At 61.2% G+C, this 18071-nt stretch carries 14 protein-coding genes; 6 read left to right on the forward strand and 8 right to left on the reverse strand.

The genetic code is table 11. From position 1 onward, the window contains the following. Positions 1 to 19: 19 nt before the first annotated feature. Positions 20 to 1486 carry a MocR-like pyridoxine biosynthesis transcription factor PdxR gene (gene pdxR, locus Q9290_RS07035; protein ID WP_306078931.1) on the forward strand — a complete coding sequence of 489 codons (1467 nt, stop codon included), beginning with the start codon at positions 20 to 22 and terminating at the stop codon, positions 1484 to 1486. A 298-nt stretch (positions 1487 to 1784) separates the two neighbouring features. Here the strand turns inward: pdxR and Q9290_RS07040 are convergent, their stop codons facing one another. Then, positions 1785 to 2825, reverse strand: a complete 1041-nt coding sequence (locus Q9290_RS07040) for a YeiH family protein (protein ID WP_306078932.1) — start codon at positions 2823 to 2825, stop codon at positions 1785 to 1787. 138 nt (positions 2826 to 2963) lie between these two features. Here Q9290_RS07040 and Q9290_RS07045 point away from each other — a divergent pair, with 138 nt between their 5' ends. The 4 genes from Q9290_RS07045 to Q9290_RS07060 all read left to right on the forward strand — a co-directional run bounded on the left by Q9290_RS07045 (position 2964) and on the right by Q9290_RS07060 (position 7375). Then, positions 2964 to 3878, forward strand: coding sequence for a LysR family transcriptional regulator (locus Q9290_RS07045; RefSeq protein WP_306078933.1), 915 nt, complete (start codon positions 2964 to 2966; stop codon positions 3876 to 3878). Positions 3879 to 4215: 337 nt separating this feature from the next. Next, the gene (gene xsc / locus Q9290_RS07050) at positions 4216 to 5979 is read left to right on the forward strand and encodes a sulfoacetaldehyde acetyltransferase (protein WP_306078934.1); all 1764 of its coding nucleotides are present in this window, start codon (positions 4216 to 4218) and stop codon (positions 5977 to 5979) included. Positions 5980 to 6112: 133 nt separating this feature from the next. After that, complete coding sequence (locus Q9290_RS07055) at positions 6113 to 7066, forward strand: bifunctional enoyl-CoA hydratase/phosphate acetyltransferase (protein WP_306078935.1); 954 nt, start codon at positions 6113 to 6115, stop codon at positions 7064 to 7066. 15 nt (positions 7067 to 7081) lie between these two features. Continuing rightward, positions 7082 to 7375, forward strand: coding sequence for a DUF6506 family protein (locus tag Q9290_RS07060; RefSeq protein ID WP_306078936.1), 294 nt, complete (start codon positions 7082 to 7084; stop codon positions 7373 to 7375). Between the two features lie 445 nt (positions 7376 to 7820). Here Q9290_RS07060 and Q9290_RS07065 read toward each other — a convergent pair whose 3' ends face one another. The 7 genes from Q9290_RS07065 to Q9290_RS07095 form a co-directional block, all read right to left on the reverse strand. After that, a complete protein-coding gene (locus tag Q9290_RS07065) occupies positions 7821 to 8321 on the reverse strand; it encodes a universal stress protein (protein ID WP_306078937.1) in 501 nt (166 codons plus the stop codon). A gap of 143 nt (positions 8322 to 8464) precedes the next feature. Continuing rightward, positions 8465 to 9808, reverse strand: coding sequence for a TRAP transporter large permease (locus Q9290_RS07070; protein WP_306078938.1), 1344 nt, complete (start codon positions 9806 to 9808; stop codon positions 8465 to 8467). Beyond that, entirely contained in the window at positions 9801 to 10421 is a 621-nt protein-coding gene (locus Q9290_RS07075; protein WP_306078939.1) for a TRAP transporter small permease, read from the reverse strand. Before Q9290_RS07075 ends, Q9290_RS07070 begins: the two co-directional genes overlap by 8 nt. A gap of 66 nt (positions 10422 to 10487) precedes the next feature. Beyond that, the gene (locus tag Q9290_RS07080) at positions 10488 to 11501 is read right to left on the reverse strand and encodes a TRAP transporter substrate-binding protein (RefSeq protein ID WP_306078940.1); all 1014 of its coding nucleotides are present in this window, start codon (positions 11499 to 11501) and stop codon (positions 10488 to 10490) included. A gap of 319 nt (positions 11502 to 11820) precedes the next feature. Further along, positions 11821 to 13560: a cobaltochelatase CobT-related protein gene (locus tag Q9290_RS07085; RefSeq protein WP_306078942.1), complete on the reverse strand. Its 1740-nt coding sequence runs from the start codon at positions 13558 to 13560 to the stop codon at positions 11821 to 11823. Between the two features lie 3 nt (positions 13561 to 13563). Then, positions 13564 to 14544 (reverse strand): AAA family ATPase, encoded by a 981-nt coding sequence (locus Q9290_RS07090; RefSeq protein WP_306078943.1) that lies wholly within the window; start codon positions 14542 to 14544, stop codon positions 13564 to 13566. A 112-nt stretch (positions 14545 to 14656) separates the two neighbouring features. Next, on the reverse strand, positions 14657 to 16429 hold the full coding sequence (locus tag Q9290_RS07095) for a SulP family inorganic anion transporter (protein WP_306078944.1): 1773 nt from the start codon (positions 16427 to 16429) through the stop codon (positions 14657 to 14659). Positions 16430 to 16596: 167 nt separating this feature from the next. On the opposite strand from Q9290_RS07095, the gene Q9290_RS07100 reads away from it, so the two are divergent. Continuing rightward, the gene (locus Q9290_RS07100; RefSeq protein WP_306078945.1) at positions 16597 to 17922 is read left to right on the forward strand and encodes an aldehyde dehydrogenase family protein; all 1326 of its coding nucleotides are present in this window, start codon (positions 16597 to 16599) and stop codon (positions 17920 to 17922) included. Positions 17923 to 18071 lie beyond the last annotated feature (149 nt).

Genomic DNA, 18071 nt, shown 5'->3' on the forward strand with positions numbered 1-18071 from the left:
CTGACAGGAAAGTCTTTTCATGTTTCCGTTGTTCCATCTTTCCACCGAAAAAAGCACCAGCCTGCAACAACAACTGCGCGAGCAGATCGCCGCCGCCATTCTTAACGGCAATATTCCCGTCGACAGTCCGCTGCCGTCCAGCCGCAAGCTGGCCAAGCAGCTCTGCATTGCCCGCAATACCGTGGTACTGGCCTACGAGCATCTGCTGGATGACGGTTATCTGCTGGCCAGGGAGCGCAGCGGCTATTTCGTTAATCCCGAAATTCTGTCGCGCCAGCCCGAAGTGCCCGATGCCAAAATTCAGAGCACCGAAGGGACACCTCCGGACTGGAGCCGCAAGCTCAAAATTCATCCCAGTGGGCAACAGAACATCAGCAAGCCCAGAGACTGGCAGAAATATCCCTATTCCTTTATTTACGGCCAGTTCGATCCCACCCTGTTTCCCAGCAACAACTGGCGCGAATGCTGCCGCGATGCGGTGAGTATTCCGGCCATTCGCGACTGGGCGTCCGACAGTTTTGACAACGACGATCCCCTGCTGATCGAGCAGATCCGTACTCGCTTGCTGCCCCGGCGCGGCGTCTGGGCCTCGGCGGATCAGATCCTGGTGACGGTGGGCGCTCAGCAGGCGCTGTACCTGCTGGCGCGCTTGTTGCTCGACAAGGACAGCACCATCGGCATCGAGGATCCGGGCTATGTGGATATTCGCAATATCGCCACCATGAACCCGTCACAGGTGCGGCCGCTGCCGGTGGATGAGCAGGGGCTGATCATCGATGACAAGCTGTCCGGCTGCGATCTGGTGTACACCACCCCCAGCCACCAGTGTCCGACCACGGTGACCATGCCATTGGAACGGCGCTATGAGCTGTTAAAGCAGGCCAGCGAGCAGGACTTTCTGATCATTGAAGATGACTACGAGAGCGAAACCAACTTCAAGGCCAACCCGACCCCGGCGCTGAAGAGCCTGGACCGTAATGACAGGGTGCTGTATGTGGGCAGCCTGTCAAAGACCCTGGCGCCCGGGCTGCGGCTGGGTTACCTGGTGGGACCGGCGGAGCTGATCCGCGAGGCCCGGGCCCTGCGCCGGCTGATGCTGCGCCATCCGGCGGCCAACAACCAGCGTTCGGTGGCGCTGTTTCTGGAGCGGGGCTATCACGATGCCCTGATCATGAACCTGGCCAAGGCCTATGAAGAACGCTGGCAGGAGATGGGCGCGGCCCTGGACGAGTTTTTGCCGAGTTCCAGCCGCCAGCCCGGCTTTGGTGGCTCCTGCTACTGGGTGCGGGGGCCGGAAGGCCTGGACAGCCGCCTGCTGCGCAAGGAAGCCGCCGACAGAGGCATTTTGATCGAGCCCGGTGATATTCATTTTCAGGGCGAGCATGTGCCGCTCAACTATTTCCGGCTGGGCTATTCCTCCATATCGGCGGAGCGCATTCGTCCCGGTATCGAGGCGCTGGTGGCGCTGATCAAGGACATGACCTGACCAACACTGGAGCATCGTCTGTCCGCGCAGCAGCAGGGTTGCCTTCGCCGACACGCTTCGAGCCCCTCCATGGGACGCTCGGCAAATGTCTTCCCTGACATTTGACGGTCGGCTTCGGCAATCCCTGTTGCTGCTTTGCTTAACCCTCAGGCCGTCTGCAAGCACCGTTCTTTGGAGCGCGGGCGGCTCGCCCGCAAATTGGCGCGAAGCGGCAAGCTTATTTCTCAACCCGACAACAACAAAAAAAACCCCGCAAAGGCGGGGCGAAAAATAGCAAGGGTAGTAAAAGAAGAAAATATCAGCCCATCAGCAGCAGGTAGGCCAGTACCAGCAGGGCGATAAAGACGGTTTCCAGTACCACCAGCAGCACCGGCTTCCAGCCTACCGACAGAATGTCCTTGAGCTGGGTGCGCACGCCCAGGGCGGCAATGGCGGTGAGCAGCAACCAGGAAGAGCTGCCGGCCAGGGGCTGGGCAATTTCCTGCGGAATCCAGCTCAGGCTGTTGAGTACAAACAGCACCACAAAGCCGATGAGAAAGCCGGGAATGGCCACTCGGCTGCCACCGCTGCTTTCACCCTGCTTGCTGGCGGCGCGGCGGATCAGAATGCCGATGGTCATTACGATGGGCACCAGCATGGCCACCCGCAGCAGTTTCACAAAGGTGCTGAGGTCACCGACTTCGGCCGACATGCTGTAACCGGCGCCCACGACCTGGGCCACATCGTGAATGGTGGCACCGATAAACAGGCCGGCTTCCTGATCCGACAGCCCCAGGGAGTCGCTTATCATGGGGTAGAAGATCATCGCCAGGGTGCTGAGAGTGGTGACGCTGATCACGGTAAACAGGGTGTCGCGCTTGGCCTGCTCACTCTGGGGCAGCACACTGCTGATGGCCATGGCGGCCGAGGCGCCGCAAATGGCCACAGAGCCGCCGGTGAGGGTGCCAAACTCTTTGGAGAAGCCCAGCCAGCGGGCCATGACCACGCCAAAGCAGATGGTCAGCACCACGGCGGAGCACACCATCAGCATGGGCTGCCAGCCCAGGGTAAGCACGTCACCAAAGGTGATGCGCAGGCCCAGCATGGCCACGCCCAGGCGCAGTATGGTTTTGGCCGACAGCTCAAGGCCCGGTGCACATTGGGGCTCCTGGCTGAGAAAGTTGAACGCCAGCCCCAGCAGCAGCGCCATCAGCATGGCGGGGGCGCCATAATGCTGGGACAAAAAGCTGGCGGCGATGCCGATGGTGGCGGCCACGCAAATGCCTGGAAAATAGCGTTTGCGGGTGCCGTCCAGGCGGTGTAGCAGGCCCATTACCGGAGAGTGGGTGTCGGCAGCCATGGGATTTCCTCCGTGAAGCAAGACAAATGAATGTTGCTTTTATGTTATTGATGATGGTGTTGAGCGAGCCAATGCCGTTTTCGGCCATCGCGGTTACTTTTTTGCATAGGCGTTATTTTTAACAACAAGGACATGCTCATGGAAACCAAATGGCTGCATGATTTTATCGCGCTCAGCGAGCAGGGCAGCTTTTCCCGGGCGGCGGAAAGCCGCTTTGTGACCCAGCCCGCGTTCAGCCGGCGCATTCGCTCCCTGGAAAACTGGCTGGGGGTGGCGCTGGTGTGCCGTAACCGCTATCCGCTGGAGCTGACGCCGGCGGGTGAAGCCTTTCTGGAGCAGGCCCGCCAGTTGCTGGCCCAGGTCTACGGCATGCGCAGCCAGTTGCGCCTGAGCCAGCAGCAGACGCCGGGCCTGAGCCTGATCACCCAGCCGGCGCTGGCGGTGACCTTTTTTCCCGCCTGGCTGCACCGGCTGCGGCCGGCCCTGGGCGAGGGCCTGGTGCGGCTCAATACCGGCCACTATCACGAGGCCATGGAGCAGTTCGTGGCGGGGGCGGTGGACTTTTTGCTGTGCTTTGCCGATGCCGGCAGCACCGCGGCGCTGCAGCGTCTGAACGTGGAGCGGCTGCGGGTGGGTCAGGACCGGCTGGCGCTGGTCTCGGCCACCGATGATCAGGGCAGCCCCCGGTTTCAGCTTGACGATGAGCAACCGCTGCCGCTGCTGCTGTACCCGAAGGATGCCTATCTCGGGGCACTGGTACAGCGGGAATGCCTGCCGGCCCTGGCGGAGCAGCCCTGGCAGCCGGTGTGTGAAAACGCCCTGGGCGAGGGGCTCAAGGCGCAGTTGCTGCAGGGCGAGGGCGTGGCGTTTCTGCCCGAAAGCCTGGTACGTGACGAGCTGGCCACCGGCCGGGTGTTGCCCCTCAACGGCGTGCGCCCGCTGGAACTCACCATTGAGCTGTGCCGGCTGGGAGAGCCTCGCTCGGAACTTGCCGAGCGCTTCTGGCAACAAAGCACCCTGCTGGCAGACAAGATGGGCGCATTGCGGCCCTGAGCCGGCAGGCCAGCCCCTGATGGTTGAAAAACAGGAGTCCGGGTCGGTCCGGTATGAAAGCCACTTGAGCCCAGTGTCCGGTTCAGGTTGGCCGATGGCGAAATACCAATTTTTTAACGCTGGCGTAACATGGGTGGCAAAACTGGCCCTATGTTCCCTTGCCCCCCCTTCCTAAGCTGTTTCCCAAGCGAGCCACCAAAGACTCAGTGTTGCAGCGGTGCTTGCTCGTCATAACAAACGCAATTGCCCGAACAGAAAACGGAATATTGAACTCAACCCAACCGAGGGGGTTGGCTTAAGGCCGCCACCAACGGGAAACAGCAAAAGGAAGACAGTTATGCCACGTATGACTCCCAGTGAAGCTTTGGTCGAAACCCTGGCGGCCAACGGTGTTACCGACGTCTTCGGTATCATGGGCTCTGCCTTTATGGATGCCATGGACATTTTCGCCCCCGCCGGCATTCGCCTGATCCCCACGGTGCACGAGCAGGGCGCCGGTCACATGGCCGATGGCTATGCCCGGGTCAGTGGCCGTCACGGTGTGTGTATCGCTCAGAACGGTCCCGGCATCACCAACTTCGTGACCGCCATTGCCGCCGCCTACTGGGCCCACAGCCCGGTGGTCTGCATCACGCCGGAAACCGGCTCCATGACTCAGGGCCTGGGCGGCTTCCAGGAAGCGCAGCAGCTGCCCTTCTTTGAAACCATCACCAAATATCAGGGCCATGTGTCCAACCCGGCGCGTATGGCCGAGTACACCGCCCGCTGTTTTGACCGCGCCATGCTGGAAAACGGTCCGACCCAGCTCAACATTCCCCGTGACTTCTTCTACGGCGACATCAACGTGGAAATCCCTCAGCCGATCCGCATCGAGCGTGGTGCCGGCGGTGAGCAAAGCCTGCAGCAGGCCGCGGCCCTGCTGGCCGAAGCCCAATTCCCGGTCATCATCTCCGGTGGCGGTGTGGTCATGGCCGACGCGGTAGAAGAGTGCAAGGCGCTGGCCGAATACCTGGGTGCGCCGGTAGTGAACAGCTACCTGCACAACGACTCCTTCCCCGCCAGCCACCCGCTGTGGTGTGGTCCGCTGGGTTACCAGGGCTCCAAGGCCGGCATGAAGCTGCTGTCCCGCGCCGATGTGGTACTGGCACTGGGCACCCGTCTGGGGCCGTTCGGTACCCTGCCGCAGCACGGTCTGGACTACTGGCCGAAGGAAGCCAAGATCATTCAGGTGGACTGCGATGCCAAGATGCTGGGCCTGGTGAAGAAGATCTCCGTGGGCGTATGTGGCGATGCCAAGGCCGCTGCCGTGACCATTCTGGATCGCCTGCAGAGCCTCAACGTCTCCTGCCTGGAAAACAAGGGCGCCCGTGCCACCGAAATCGCTTCCGAAAAAGAAGCCTGGGAACAAGAGCTGGACCAGTGGATTCACGAGAAGGACGATTACTCCCTCGACATGATCGCCGAGCAGTCCGAAGAGCAGGGTAACTACCTGCACCCGCGTCAGGTACTGCGTGAGCTGGAAAAGGCCATGCCCGAAGACGTGATGGTGTCTACCGATATCGGTAACATCAACTCCGTGGCCAACAGCTACCTGCGCTTTGAAAAGCCGCGTTCCTTCTTCGCCGCCATGAGCTTCGGCAACTGCGGTTACGCCCTGCCGACCATCATCGGTGCCAAGACCGCCGCGCCCAACCGTCCGGCCGTTTCCTACGCCGGTGACGGCGCCTGGGGCATGTCCATGATGGAAATCATGACCTGCGTACGTGAGCACATTCCGGTTACTTCCATCGTGTTCCACAACCGCCAGTGGGGCGCCGAGAAGAAGAACCAGGTTGATTTCTACAACCGCCGCTTCGTGGCCGGTGATCTGGAAAACCCGAGCTTTGCCGACATCGCCCGCTCCATGGGTGCCGAAGGGGTAACCGTCGACAAGCTGGAAGACGTGGGTCCGACTCTGCAGGCTGCTATCCAACGCCAGATGGAAGAAGGCAAGACCACCGTTATCGAAATCATGTGTACCCGCGAACTGGGCGACCCCTTCCGTCGTGACGCCCTGTCCAAGCCGGTACGTCACCTGGACAAGTACAAGGACTATTGCTGACAGGTACGGCTGCCCTTCGGGGCAGTCTTTTTACCCGGCCGCTTGCGGCCGGGTTTTTTCCAGAAAGCCAACCCAATCCCGTTTGCCGAGCGGTATTCGGTTGTCTACTGGCCATCATCAAAGGGAATCCGTGATGCTCAATACCAATCCTAAGGAATGTCCGGCCCATCTGCTGGAGCAGGCCCGGCAATACTCAGCCGTCAGCACAGTGGTGATTAACCCGGTCAACCGGGTGTCCCTGGCCAGCGCGCACCTGGCACAGCAGGAAGGGCTGATCACGCCCATTCTGGTGGGCAATGAAGCGCGGGTGCGCCAGGAAGCCGAGGCCATGGGCTGGGATCTGTCCGGCGTCCGCCTGGTGGATGCTGCCGACGAGGCCGATGCCGCCCGTCTGGGGGTGGCCCTGGTCAGTCAGGGCGAGGCCGACGCCATCATGAAGGGCCATGTGCATACCGACGTATTGCTGCGGGCGGTGCTTAACCGTGCCGCCGGGCTGCGTACCGACAGCCGCCTGAGCCATGTATTCCACATGACGGTGCCGGGCAGCTGCCGGGCTCTGTGCATCACCGATGCGGTGATCAACGTACAGCCCGGTGTGCTCGACAAGCTGCATATCGCCCGCAACGCCATTGAGCTGCTGCACGCCCTGGGCTGCGACGAGCCCAAGGTGGCGCTGCTGTCGGGCACCGAAGAGGTGAGCAAGAGCATGCCCTCGAGCCAGGACGCCGCCGAGCTGGTCAAGCTGGCGGCCATGGGCGCCCTGCCCGGCGCCGTGGTGGAAGGACCACTGGCGTTCGACAATGCCGTGTCCCGGGAAGCGGCCGAGATCAAGGGCATTTCCGGGCAGGTTCCGGGCGAGGCCGATATTCTGCTGGTGCCCAACCTGGAGTCGGGCAACTTTCTGTTCAAGCAGATGGTGTACTTTATGGGGGCCACCGCCGCCGGTCTGGTGCTGGGGGCGCGCGTGCCCATTATCCTCACCTCCCGTGCCGATCCGCCCGAGGCGAGGCTGGCGTCCTGCGCCCTGGCCAGCATAGTGCACCACAACCGTCAGACCACTGCGGCACCCACCCGCGTCAGCGCCTGAACAAGGAGAGAACAGATGAGCCTGAGTCGTTACGGATTTATTGTAAAAGCGCCCAGCCTGGAGATGTTCAAGCATCATGGCCGCATCAAGAGCGAAGCCTTTGATCTGGCAGTATCCGGCGTCAGCACCCTGGAAGAAGCCATCATGGCCGCTCAGGAAATGCTGACCCGCCGCATCGAGTTGATTGAACTGTGCGGCGGCTTTACCGCCGAGGAAGAAGCGGCGATCCGCGAGGCGATCAACGATCATGTGCCTCTGGGTCGTGCGGTTACCCGCCCCGAGGATCAGGACAGGATCCACTGGGCCTAGCATTCATTGTGTACGCTTTTTAACCGGGCCGATGCCCGGTTTTTTTGTTTCGGAGTGTATCAGTTGCATCGTTGCCCGAACCCCGTCATTCCCGTGAAAACAGCAATCCAGGACAGGTGTGCAGCGGCATTAACATCGACGAAGCCGGTGACATGGCCCCCGCCTTCGCGGGGGTGACGACTTTACAAGCAAGAAGTGCCCACATGTCGTCATACTCTGAAAACGGGAATCCAGGGCAGGTGTGCAGCGGCATTAATATCGGCGCAGTAACTGACATGGGCTTTATGCCTTTACAACGGCTACGCCTGCCAGGCCTGGTAATCAACGTGAGTGTTGTCTGCTGGGTGGACCCCCCGCCTTGGCGGGGGTGACCTGGTGAAATGCCGGGGAGTGGCCTGGTGAAGGTAAGGAGCCCCTGTCGAAAGACGGGAGCCGCCTGAAGGGATCAGGCCTTGTTCTTTTCCGGACGGGGCACGATCAGCGTCGGAATGCGCGATTCGCGCAGCACGTTCTTGGCCACGCTGCCCAGCAGGGTCTGCAGCCAGCCCTTTTCGTGGGCACCCATGATAATCAGATCGCAGTCCAGCTCCTTTGAGCGCTTCAGAATGGTCTGCTCCGGGTAACCTTCCACCACCTCGCAGCCCGTGATTTTGGGGCGCAGGGCCTTTTCTTCCGGAGCGATATGCTCCCAGAAATAATCCTGGCGCTCCTGCAACTGGGCCTTGGCGTGGTTCAGGCGCTGGTGCAAAAACTCTTCCCGGCTGTTCTGGTTGAGAATATAGGACTGCAGGGTGAGCTTTTCGTCGCTGGAGAGTTGCTCCACCACCTTGAGAATATGAATGTCGGCGCCGGTCTGTTTGGCCAGATACACGGCATACTGAAAGGCGTAGGACGCGTTCTTGGACAGGTCGGTGCAATACAGGATTCGGTTGACTTGCGGCAGCATGTGGTACTCCCTTACTGGCTGGAATCGTAATTTTCACTGATCAGCATAGACGCTGAACCATGACATCATGATGATGCCGCCGGCGCGAACGGGCCTTGACCCTGATCACGCCGGCGGCATTGTTACAGACTTGAGTTGGCTCCCTAATACCCGAGCAATCTGGGCAGGAACAGAGTGATTTCCGGTATAAAGGCGATAATGAACACCGCCAGTACCGAGGTCAGGGCAAAGGGCAGGGCCCGCACGGAAATTTCCTCGATGGAGGTGCCCGATACCCCCGAGGCGATAAACAGGTTTTCACCCAATGGCGGAGTCTGGAAGCCGATGGACAGACAACACACCACCACAATGCCGAAGTGAACCGGGTCAATCCCCAGGCTATAGGCCACCGGCAGCAGTACCGGAGTCAGGATCAGAATGGCCGCCAGGGTCTCCATGAACATGCCCACAAACAGCAGGAAGAAGATGATCAGCGCCCAGATCAGGTAGATGTTGCTGGTCAGCTCCAGCATCGACGAGGCGACGATGGCCGGGATCTGGTTTTCCACCAGCAGCCGTCCGAACACGGTGGCGGTAAACAGGATGAGCAGCACGCGGCCGGTAAGCCAGGTGGTGGTTTCCAGCGAACGCAGCACGTCCTTTATCTTCAGCTCCCGGTGCACGAAAAAGCCGATGAACAGGGTGTAGAAGATGGCGACAATGGCCGACTCGGTGGGGGTGAACAGACCGCTGTAAATACCGCCCAGAATCACGATGGGGGCCAGCACCGACCAGGTTCCCTTGCGCAGCATGGCAAGAATGTTGGCGCCGGACCAGCCATCGGTAGTGCCCTTGTAACCCTGTTTCTTGCACATGAAATAGTTCATGGTCAGCAGGCCGCAGGACAGCACCAGTCCCGGGAAAAAGCCGGCAATAAACAGTTTGGGAATGGATACCGACTGGAACTGGCCGTGTTCGGCCACTGCCTCGGGGGGCGCCATCAGACCAATGGCGGAAATACCGAAGATCACCATGGGAATGGACGGCGGAATGACCACGCCCAGACCGCCGGAAGAAGCGGTAATGGCCGAGGCATAACCCTTGCCATAGCCCCGATCGACCATGGCCGGAATCATCAGCATGCCCACGGCGGCGGTGGTGGCGGGACCGGAGCCGGAAATGGCGCCAAAGAACATGCAGGCCATGACGGTGGCGGCCGACATGCCGCCGGTAAAGGGCCCGGCAAAACTCTCGGCCAGATCCACCAGCCGTTTGGAAATGCCGGCGGCTTCCATCAGGGCGCCGGCCAGTATAAAGGCGGGCAGCGCCATCAGCGGAAAGGAGCCCACCGAGGTAAAGGCGATTTGCACGAACTTGATGGGGTTTTCACCCAGATAAAGGAACGATGCCAGCGCCGATACCCCCAGCGACACGCTGATGGGCGCACCCAGCAGCAGCAGCGCCAGAAAGCTGCCGAACAGGATTAGTACGACGGATGATTCAACCATGATGTGCTCCCGCTTTTACTCGGCCTTGAGTGGGGGACTGGGGTTCGTCCTTTTGCGCAGGATCATTTGCCTGCGGCTGCTGGGCCGAGTCCATGAGTTTTTCCACTTCCAGCGACTCGGGATCGCGAATGTCGATGCCCTTGACCAGCTTGTAGTAATTCACCTGCAAAATACGAAAGGTCATCAGTGCAAAGGCGATGGGCAGGATCATGTAAACGTATTTCATCGGAAATCCGAGGGTCTGGGATTTCCAGAACAGGTTCATTTTATTGAACACGAAGTCATAGCTGAGCCAGACGAAGTAGCTGTTGAAACCCACCCAGATCAGGTCGGCCAGTGCTTCGCTCCACACCGCCACGCGGGGCGGGAACAGCTTGAACTGAAAGGTAACCCGGTTGTGGGCCGCCAGTTTGGTGGCGTAGCTGGCACCAAAATAGACGAACCAGACAAACATATAAGTGGATAGTTCTTCACTCCAGGAGATGGAGTAATCGAACAACTGCCGCGAAATGATCTGAATAAACAGAATAACAACAAAGGTGGCGAGCAGGGTGCTGCAGAGAACCCTTTCAATGTTGTCGATAATTTTATAAGTAAGTTTGCCGATACTCATGGCATTTTCCTCCCTGATGGACGCTGCCCCCGGTGGGACCGGGGGCAGTATCACTAGGCCTGTTGCTTAGATGGTGTCCCGGCCCAGGGATTTCAGGATCTTGTTCAGTTCTTCCTTGCCACCCAGCTGGTCGTAGTACTTGGGCCAGACCTGGCTGACGGCCTTGTCGATCCACTCTTGTTCGCCACCGGCCGGCTCGGTAATTTCCATACCTTTCTCAACCAGCTCGGTCTTGATCTTGTCTTCCTGGGCAACCAGCCACTCGGCACTGTGCTTGGTGGCTACCTTGCCAGCTTCCAGAATGGCCTGCTGCACATCTTCCGGCTGTTCCTGGAATACGGCTTCGGACATGACCAGCGGCTCAATGGAGAACAGATAACGAATGTTGGTGATGTATTTCTGCACCTCATCGAACTTCATGGAAGATACGGTGATGTAGGGGTTGTCCTGACCGTCGACCACGCCCATCTGCAGGCCGGTAAAGGTTTCGGACCAGGCCATGGGGGTGGGGTTGATGCCCCAGGCGCGGTAGGTGTCGATCATGATCTCGTTGTTGGGCACACGAATCTTCAGGCCCTGCAGATCGGACAGCTTTTCTACCGGCTTCTGGGAATTGGTCAGTACCCGGAATCCGGTATAGGTCCAGCCCACAATGCGCACGCCGGCATCACGAACAGTGTTTTCCACCAGTTGCTGGCCCACTTCCCCTTGAGTCAGGGTCACGGCGTCATCCAGGCTCTGCATCATGTAGGGCAGGGTCAGTACGCCCACCGACGGAGAGAAGGGGGTCACGTTGTTGATGGCCAGAATGGAGAAGTCGAGCAATCCCATGGAGGCATCGTTGACGGTGGCCTGTTCGTCACCCAGCTGGCCGTTGAGGAACATCTGGGTGTCGTGTTTGCCGTCGGTTTTTTCTGCAAATGCTTCGGAAAATTTCAGACCCAGCTGGTGCTGGGCACTGCCGGCAGCATCACCGACTGCAATACGAAATGTCTTCGCCAGCACCTGAGGGCTGGCCATGGCGGCGCCAAGGCAGAGGGCGAGGGAGACGGACTTCACAAAACGTTGCTTGAATATCATGGTTTCTTGCTCCAGTTGTGTGGCCCGGTTGAAACCGGGCGTTTACCTTCCGTGATAGCCGGAGTGCGAACACTCCGTGAGACTGGCTCAATACATGCCGCTCTGCCCTGAAAGGGACCGCCAGGACGGCTTGCCGTGGTGTTCGGCTTCTCGAAAGCCTGACAACATCTTTGAATGAGGCTGTTAAATTGGTTAGGGCCACTTGTGTTTTCAAGCTGGGTCCAGAATAAAACCTCTTTTTTATCAATGCTTTGAAAATGTCCTTTGTAAAAAAACTGTTAATTATTTTGTGTGAGATGACACTGGTCAGGAATTCGGTTTAGCCTCGCATGGCTCTTGTTAACAGGCCCAGAATTTCATCAAAAATGCGGTTGTCGGGGCTGTGTTCCAGATCGAGCAACTGGTTGTGGCGGTAATATCGGCTCAGATCGAGCCCCACTCCCAGTGCGCACAGGCGAATGCGCGGATCCCGGTCGATGCGATCGGCCACCGCCATCAGATGGCTGTCGAGAATGTCCTGCTCGTTGGTCTGGCGGGTCGCGGTATCCATGGGGCAGCCGTCGGAGATCACCAGCAGCAGGCGCTCGTTCACATCCTCGGCCAGCAGTCGCTGCTCGGCCCACAGCAAGGCTTCGCCGTCCAGCCCTTCCCGGAACATGTCGCTCTTGAGCAGGGCCGCCAGGCTGCGCCGGGCCCGGCGCCAAGGGGTATCGGTACCCTTGTAGACCAGGTGGCAGCGCTCGTTAAGGCGCCCCGGGTTGGCCGGGCGGCCCCGGCGTTGCCAGTCCTTGAGTGGCTTGCCGCCATTCCAGTGGCCGGTGGTAAAACCGAGCACCTCGGTGCGGGCACCGGTGCGCTCCAGCCCCTGTACCAGCAGGTCGATCAGCATGGCGATATGTTCCATGTGGGTACGCATGGAGCCGGAGTTGTCCACCAGTATGGTGACCGCGGCATTGGCCTGCCATTCATCCCGGGGTTGCTTGAACACTCGGCGGTCGGCGTGGCTGGTGACCAGGGTTGATAGCCGGCGGCCATCGAGGCGGCCTTCCTCTTCGCCAAAGCGCCAGCCGTCGTCGTGAGGGCGAGCCAGCAGCCGGCGCAGCTTTTTGGTGAGGCCATTCAGGTTGAGCCCCTGGGCGCGTATGCGCTCATCCAGCTGCTGACGCAGTCGGGCCAGCAGCTCGGGACGCACCTTTTTGGCGGCCTGCCATTCCTTGTCGTACTGGCTGGTAAAAATGCGGTAGCCGGCTTCGCCGTCGCTGTCACGGGTCGAGGCGCCGCCGGCCAGACTGCCGCTCTGATCGCCGTCGCCATCAAAATCCAGCAGCAGGCCAAAGCCGTTGCCGACCTCTTCCAGCGCGTCCTGATCCTGCTCGCCGTCGGCCAGTTGCTGTTGCAGATCCTCGATCAGTTCGTTCACGGTCAGGGCGATGGCCCGCGCCTGCTCGCCGTAGGCGGCCTGATCCTCGCGGCAACGCCGGATCCGGCCAAAGGGCTGGCCGATTTCCCGCAGCAGAAACATGCGGGTCGACTCGATCAGCATCTCGGTACCTTCGTCGATGGGACCGCCACCCATCTGTACCCAGCTCATCATCGACAGGGTAAACAGCAGCATGCCAAGGTGGCTTTCGGTCTGGCCCGAGGCCAGAAAACGATTGCTCCAGGCGCTGAAACGGTAATGCAGGTTGCGCCGGCTGCCGGGGTGGTGGGCAGGGACCAGGGATTCGACCCTGAGCTGCTCCAGCAACTCGAATACCAGCCGGGCCACCGGCGGCGCCGGCAGCAGGTGCCGGTGCAACTCGGTGTCATGATGGCGCAGGCGCAGGGCAATGGCATCGGCCACGCCCCGACATGAAGCCCAGTCGTCCTGCTGGGCGTTCAGTTGCAGGTGCGGTGCGCGCAGCGGATAGGCCTTGCCGCGCCATTCCAGCCGGTGGCCCCGGTAGCGCACCGCGGCCTGAGCCGACTGGGCCCGTATCAGCGCCGCGCACAGCTCTTCCAGTCGTTGCTGGCGGCGCGCCTCGGCGGCCGGATCCGGAGTGTGGTTGGAGTCGGCCATGGTTCAGATTGCCGTCAGTTGCAGGGTTTGCGGTTCGATCAGCTCCTCATCAAAGCAGCGCTGGTAGTATTCGGCCACCAGCGGACGTTCGGCCTCGTCGCACTTGTTGAGAAACGACAGCCGGAACGCCAGCGCGGCATCATTGAAGATCTCGGTGTTTTCGGCCCAGGCGATCAGGGTGCGGGGCGACATCAGGGTGGACAGATCGCCGGCGGCAAAGCCGGCCCGGGTGAGCTCGGCCACCGCCACCATGCGGCTGATCAGCTCATGGCCACGGGCGTCGTTATAGCGGGGCACCTTGCCCTGAATGATTTGAATTTCGTCTTCCCGGGGCAGGTAGTCGAGCTTGGCGACGATGTTCCAGCGATCCATCTGGGCCTGGTTGATTTGCTGGGTGCCGTGATACAGGCCGGTGACGTTGCCCAGGCCCACGGTGTTGGCGGTGGCGAACAGACGGAAATTGGGGTTGGGAGTGATCACCTGATTCTGGTCGAGCAGGGTGAACTTACCGTCCTGCTCCAGAATGCGCTGGATCACGAACATCACGTCCGGGCGGCCGGCGTCGAATTCGTCAAAGATCAGCGCCACCGGCCGGCGCAGCGCCCAGGGCACTATGCCTTCCTGAAAGCGGGTGATCTGCTTGCCTTCCTCCAGCACGATTGTGTCCTTGCCCACCAGATCCAGACGGCTGATGTGGCCGTCGAGGTTGACCCGCACGCAGGGCCAGTTGAGGCGGGCGGCCACCTGCTCAATGTGGGTGGACTTGCCGGTGCCGTGCAGGCCCTGCAGCAGCACCCGGCGGTTGCGGGTAAAGCCGGCCAGAATGGCCAGGGTGACATCCGGATTGAAGCAGTAGTTGGGGTCGATGTCGGGCACGTGTTCGTCTTTGTGCTCGAACACCGGTACCTGCATGTCCACGTCGAGGTTGAACAGTTCGCGTACCGGGCGCAGCCGGCTGGGGTGGTCGTGAAGAAGATCGGTCATGGCACTGGCCTCGCTGGCAACGGCTAAGAATAACAAAGTGTTAACACACTCTAACTGTCACCGAAGCCCTGAACAGGGCCAGTTGCGCGGCGGCCATATGGCCAGTGTGCTCTCAGTCTGCTTCGTTGGGCTGCCCCGGCGGCCGAATATGACATTCCCTGAAAATACGGGCGGTACAGGTGCGGCACACGTCCGCATCCAGCTGATCGTAAATGCGGTGGATGGCCTGGCCCTTGTTGATAAACACATGGTCCCGGCGAATGTCATCGAGCCGGTTGTTGCGCAGCAAAAAGCGCAGCACCCCTTCGCGCAGGTTGCACAGGTAAAGGTCGCCGCCCAGCTCGCGCCGGCGCTCGGCCTCCTGCACCAGCATGTCGGCACCCACCATGTCGACGAAGTTGATGCCGTTGCCCACAATCAGCAGCCTGGGCTCGCGAATGGCCTGCAGGTATTCCTGCACATGGTTGACCGCGCCAAAGAACAGCGAGCCTTCAATGCGGATCACTCTGAGCTGGGGGCAGTAGGGCAGGCGGCGGCGTTCGGCGTTAACAAAAAACGGATGCTTGCTGTCGGGGTCGGGCAGAATCGACACCACCCGCGGGGTGGAGGTGCGCTTGAGGTAGAACACCAGCGACAGGATCACCCCGGTGTAAATGGCAAATTCCAGCTCCACCAGCAGGGTGGCGGCAAAGGTGGCGGTGAGCACCGTGGCCTCGGAGCGGGAGCCGCGAATAATCATGCCAATATGACGAAAGTCGATCAGGTTCCAGGCTACCACCAGCAGCAGGCCGGCCATGGCCGGGCGGGGCAGCCAGGTGGTAATACCGGGGATCAGCAGAACGATCAGCAGCAAAAAACCGGACGCGAAAATGGCCGCCATGGGGGTGCGGGCGCCGGAGGTGTAATTGATGCCGGAACGGCTGAAGGAGCCCGACGAGGCGTAACAGGAGAAAAAGGCGCCCACTATGTTCGACAGCCCCTGGCCGATGAACTCCTGGTTGTCGTCCAGACGCTGATGCGAGCGGCTGGCAATGGCCCGGGAAATGGCGGCGGCTTCCACCAGCCCCAGCAGGCTGATGGCCAGTGCTCCCGGGGCCAGAGCGCTGATGCTCGCCAGGCTGAAATCAGGCAGGCTTAAGGGCGGCAGGCCGGAAGGAATGGCCCCCACCAGGGCGATGTGCTCATGAGCCGGATCGATCATCACCGCCAGTCCGCTGGCCAGGGCCAGGGCAATCAGCATATTGGGCCAGCGCGGTCGCCAGCGCTTGATCGCTACGCACACCGCCACGGTAAACAGCGCCACCGACAGGCTGTAATAGTCCACTTCCCGTAAATGATGCAGCAATTGCCACCAGGTGCCGGTGACACTGCCGTTACTCTCGATGGCAACACCGAGCAGGGTGGGCAGCTGACTGGAGGCGATCACCACGGCGGCGCCGGCGGTAAAGCCGATCACCACCGACTGGGACACAAAATTCACCAGCACCCCGAGCCGGGCCAGGGCCAGCACCAGCTGAAATACCCCCTTCATCAGTGTCAGGGTCAGGGCGAGGGCAATAAAGGTGGCGGTGCCGGGCTCGGCCAGCGGGCTGACCGAGGTAAACACCACCACCGACATGGCGGCAGTGGGCCCGGAAATCAGGTGCCAGGACGAGCCAAACAGGGCGGCGATCACGGCGGGAATAATGGCGGCATACAGGCCGTATTCCGGCGGCAGGCCGGCGATCAGGGCATAGGCTACCCCCTGGGGCAGCACCACAATGGCGTTGGTCAGGCCGGACTGGGCGTCGGACCGCAGGCTGTTGCCATTGACCCGGGGCCACCAGTCGAGAAAGGGCAGCAGGCGCTGCATGCGGGAAAAATAGCCGGCCGTCGGCTCGGGCATGGGAATTGTCTCCTGGTTCCATACAACAGAGGCAACTGGCCTTTGCGGGCCGGTTAACCCTTGATTAACGTCGGTGAAAACGTGGTACCGAGTGCCACCACAGCATTCAGTATACCAGCCGATTTCGTTGCCGAGGGCGCGGTGAGCCCTGCACAAGGAGCCGTGTTATGACCTTTGTTTCCTTTGATCCCAGTTCTGGCCGCGTGCTGGCTCATCATGCCTGCCTGAGCGGACCCGGCCTGGAGCAATGCCTGACCCGGGCCCATGAGGCCACGCTGGACTGGCAGCAAGTGACGCCCGCCGAACGGGCGGCGCTGTTGTTCCGGCTGGCCTCCACCCTGTCGGCAAAGCGCGAGTCCCTGGCCCGGGAGCTGAGTCTGGAAACCGGCACCCTGCTGGCCGACTGCCTGCAGGAGGTGGAGCGTTGCGCCGAGGAGTGTGCCCATTTTGCCGCTCATGGCCAGGCCATGCTGCCGTCGGCGCGCAGCCAGGTCAGTCAGCTTCCTCTGGGGCTGATGCTGGCGCTCACCGCCGGACCGGCGCCCTTGTGGCAATGCTTTCGCTTGCTGGTGCCTGCGCTGATGGCCGGCAATGGCCTGTTACTGAAGCCGGCGGAGCATCTGTCCCGCTTTGTGACCTTGCTGGAACGGCTGATGGTCGAGGCCGAGGTGCCGGAAGGGCTGGTGACCCCGCTGCGGATCTCCAAGGAGCAGGTGGCCGGACTGGTGGCGGACTCGCGCATCGGCGGCCTGGCCTACAGTGGCGAGCGCAAGGGCGGGGCGGCCATGGCGGCCCTGGCCGGCGCTCAGCTCAAGCCGGTGCGGCTTGAGCTGGTTCAGGCGGATCTGCAACTGGTGCTGGACGACGCCGCGCTGGAGCCGGCGGTGGAATCGGTGCTGAACAGCTGTTTTCGTTACCGGGCCAGCTGGCGCCAGAGCGAGGGTGGTGTGCTGATCACCCCCGGGCTGGCAGAAGCCTTTCTGGAGCTGCTGACCGCCCGGCTGGCTCAGCTTCACCCGGGGCAGCCCGACGACCTGGGCGTGGAGCTGGGGCCGCTGGCCAAGAGCGGCCAGCGGGAATGGCTGGAGCGTCAGCTGCGCGAGGCCGAACGCCGGGGCGGGCGCATTCGCTGCGGCGGTTACCTGCCTGACGAAGAAGGCTGGTATTACCCGCCCACCTTGATCGAGGGTGATGATCCGGCCATGACGCTGTTTCCCGCCTGGCCCGCCGGTCCGCTCTGTGGCGTATTGCGGGTGGCGGACGACGCGGCCATGGTGGCGCTGTGCCGGCAATTGCCGCCCGATGGCATGGCGTCCATCTGGACTCAGGATCGCGCTCGCGGCGAGCAGCTGGCCCGGGCGCTGCCCTTTGATCTGTGTCGGGTCAATCCGGATCCTTACCATGGCCGGCATTGGCCGCCGCACTCCGATCCGGCCCAGCGGCCGGCGCTGAAAGAGTTCTGCCGGGCCAAAACCGTGCTGGTTTCAGCCTGACTTCGTCAGGCTGCTGGTGCCAGCGAAAAGGCTGAACTGGCCCTGTTCATTCTTTCCGGGGCGGGCTAGACTTCTCGGCCTGTTGCTCGACCCGGCCCGCGTGTCGGCGCTGCTCAAGGAAGAAGGCCTGAAGCAACAGTTTTCTCCGC

The sequence above is a fragment of the Oceanimonas aquatica genome, from assembly GCF_030732065.1.
Lineage (GTDB): Bacteria > Pseudomonadota > Gammaproteobacteria > Enterobacterales > Aeromonadaceae > Oceanimonas.

Coding starts and splice junctions, on each gene's coding strand:
- pdxR (WP_306078931.1), top strand. CDS start 20: ATGTTTCCGTTGTTCCATCTTTCCACCGAAAAAAGCACCAGCCTGCAA.
- Q9290_RS07040 (WP_306078932.1), bottom strand. CDS start 2,825: ATGGCTGCCGACACCCACTCTCCGGTAATGGGCCTGCTACACCGCCTG.
- Q9290_RS07045 (WP_306078933.1), top strand. CDS start 2,964: ATGGAAACCAAATGGCTGCATGATTTTATCGCGCTCAGCGAGCAGGGC.
- xsc (WP_306078934.1), top strand. CDS start 4,216: ATGCCACGTATGACTCCCAGTGAAGCTTTGGTCGAAACCCTGGCGGCC.
- Q9290_RS07055 (WP_306078935.1), top strand. CDS start 6,113: ATGCTCAATACCAATCCTAAGGAATGTCCGGCCCATCTGCTGGAGCAG.
- Q9290_RS07060 (WP_306078936.1), top strand. CDS start 7,082: ATGAGCCTGAGTCGTTACGGATTTATTGTAAAAGCGCCCAGCCTGGAG.
- Q9290_RS07065 (WP_306078937.1), bottom strand. CDS start 8,321: ATGCTGCCGCAAGTCAACCGAATCCTGTATTGCACCGACCTGTCCAAG.
- Q9290_RS07070 (WP_306078938.1), bottom strand. CDS start 9,808: ATGGTTGAATCATCCGTCGTACTAATCCTGTTCGGCAGCTTTCTGGCG.
- Q9290_RS07075 (WP_306078939.1), bottom strand. CDS start 10,421: ATGAGTATCGGCAAACTTACTTATAAAATTATCGACAACATTGAAAGG.
- Q9290_RS07080 (WP_306078940.1), bottom strand. CDS start 11,501: ATGATATTCAAGCAACGTTTTGTGAAGTCCGTCTCCCTCGCCCTCTGC.
- Q9290_RS07085 (WP_306078942.1), bottom strand. CDS start 13,560: ATGGCCGACTCCAACCACACTCCGGATCCGGCCGCCGAGGCGCGCCGC.
- Q9290_RS07090 (WP_306078943.1), bottom strand. CDS start 14,544: ATGACCGATCTTCTTCACGACCACCCCAGCCGGCTGCGCCCGGTACGC.
- Q9290_RS07095 (WP_306078944.1), bottom strand. CDS start 16,429: ATGCCCGAGCCGACGGCCGGCTATTTTTCCCGCATGCAGCGCCTGCTG.
- Q9290_RS07100 (WP_306078945.1), top strand. CDS start 16,597: ATGACCTTTGTTTCCTTTGATCCCAGTTCTGGCCGCGTGCTGGCTCAT.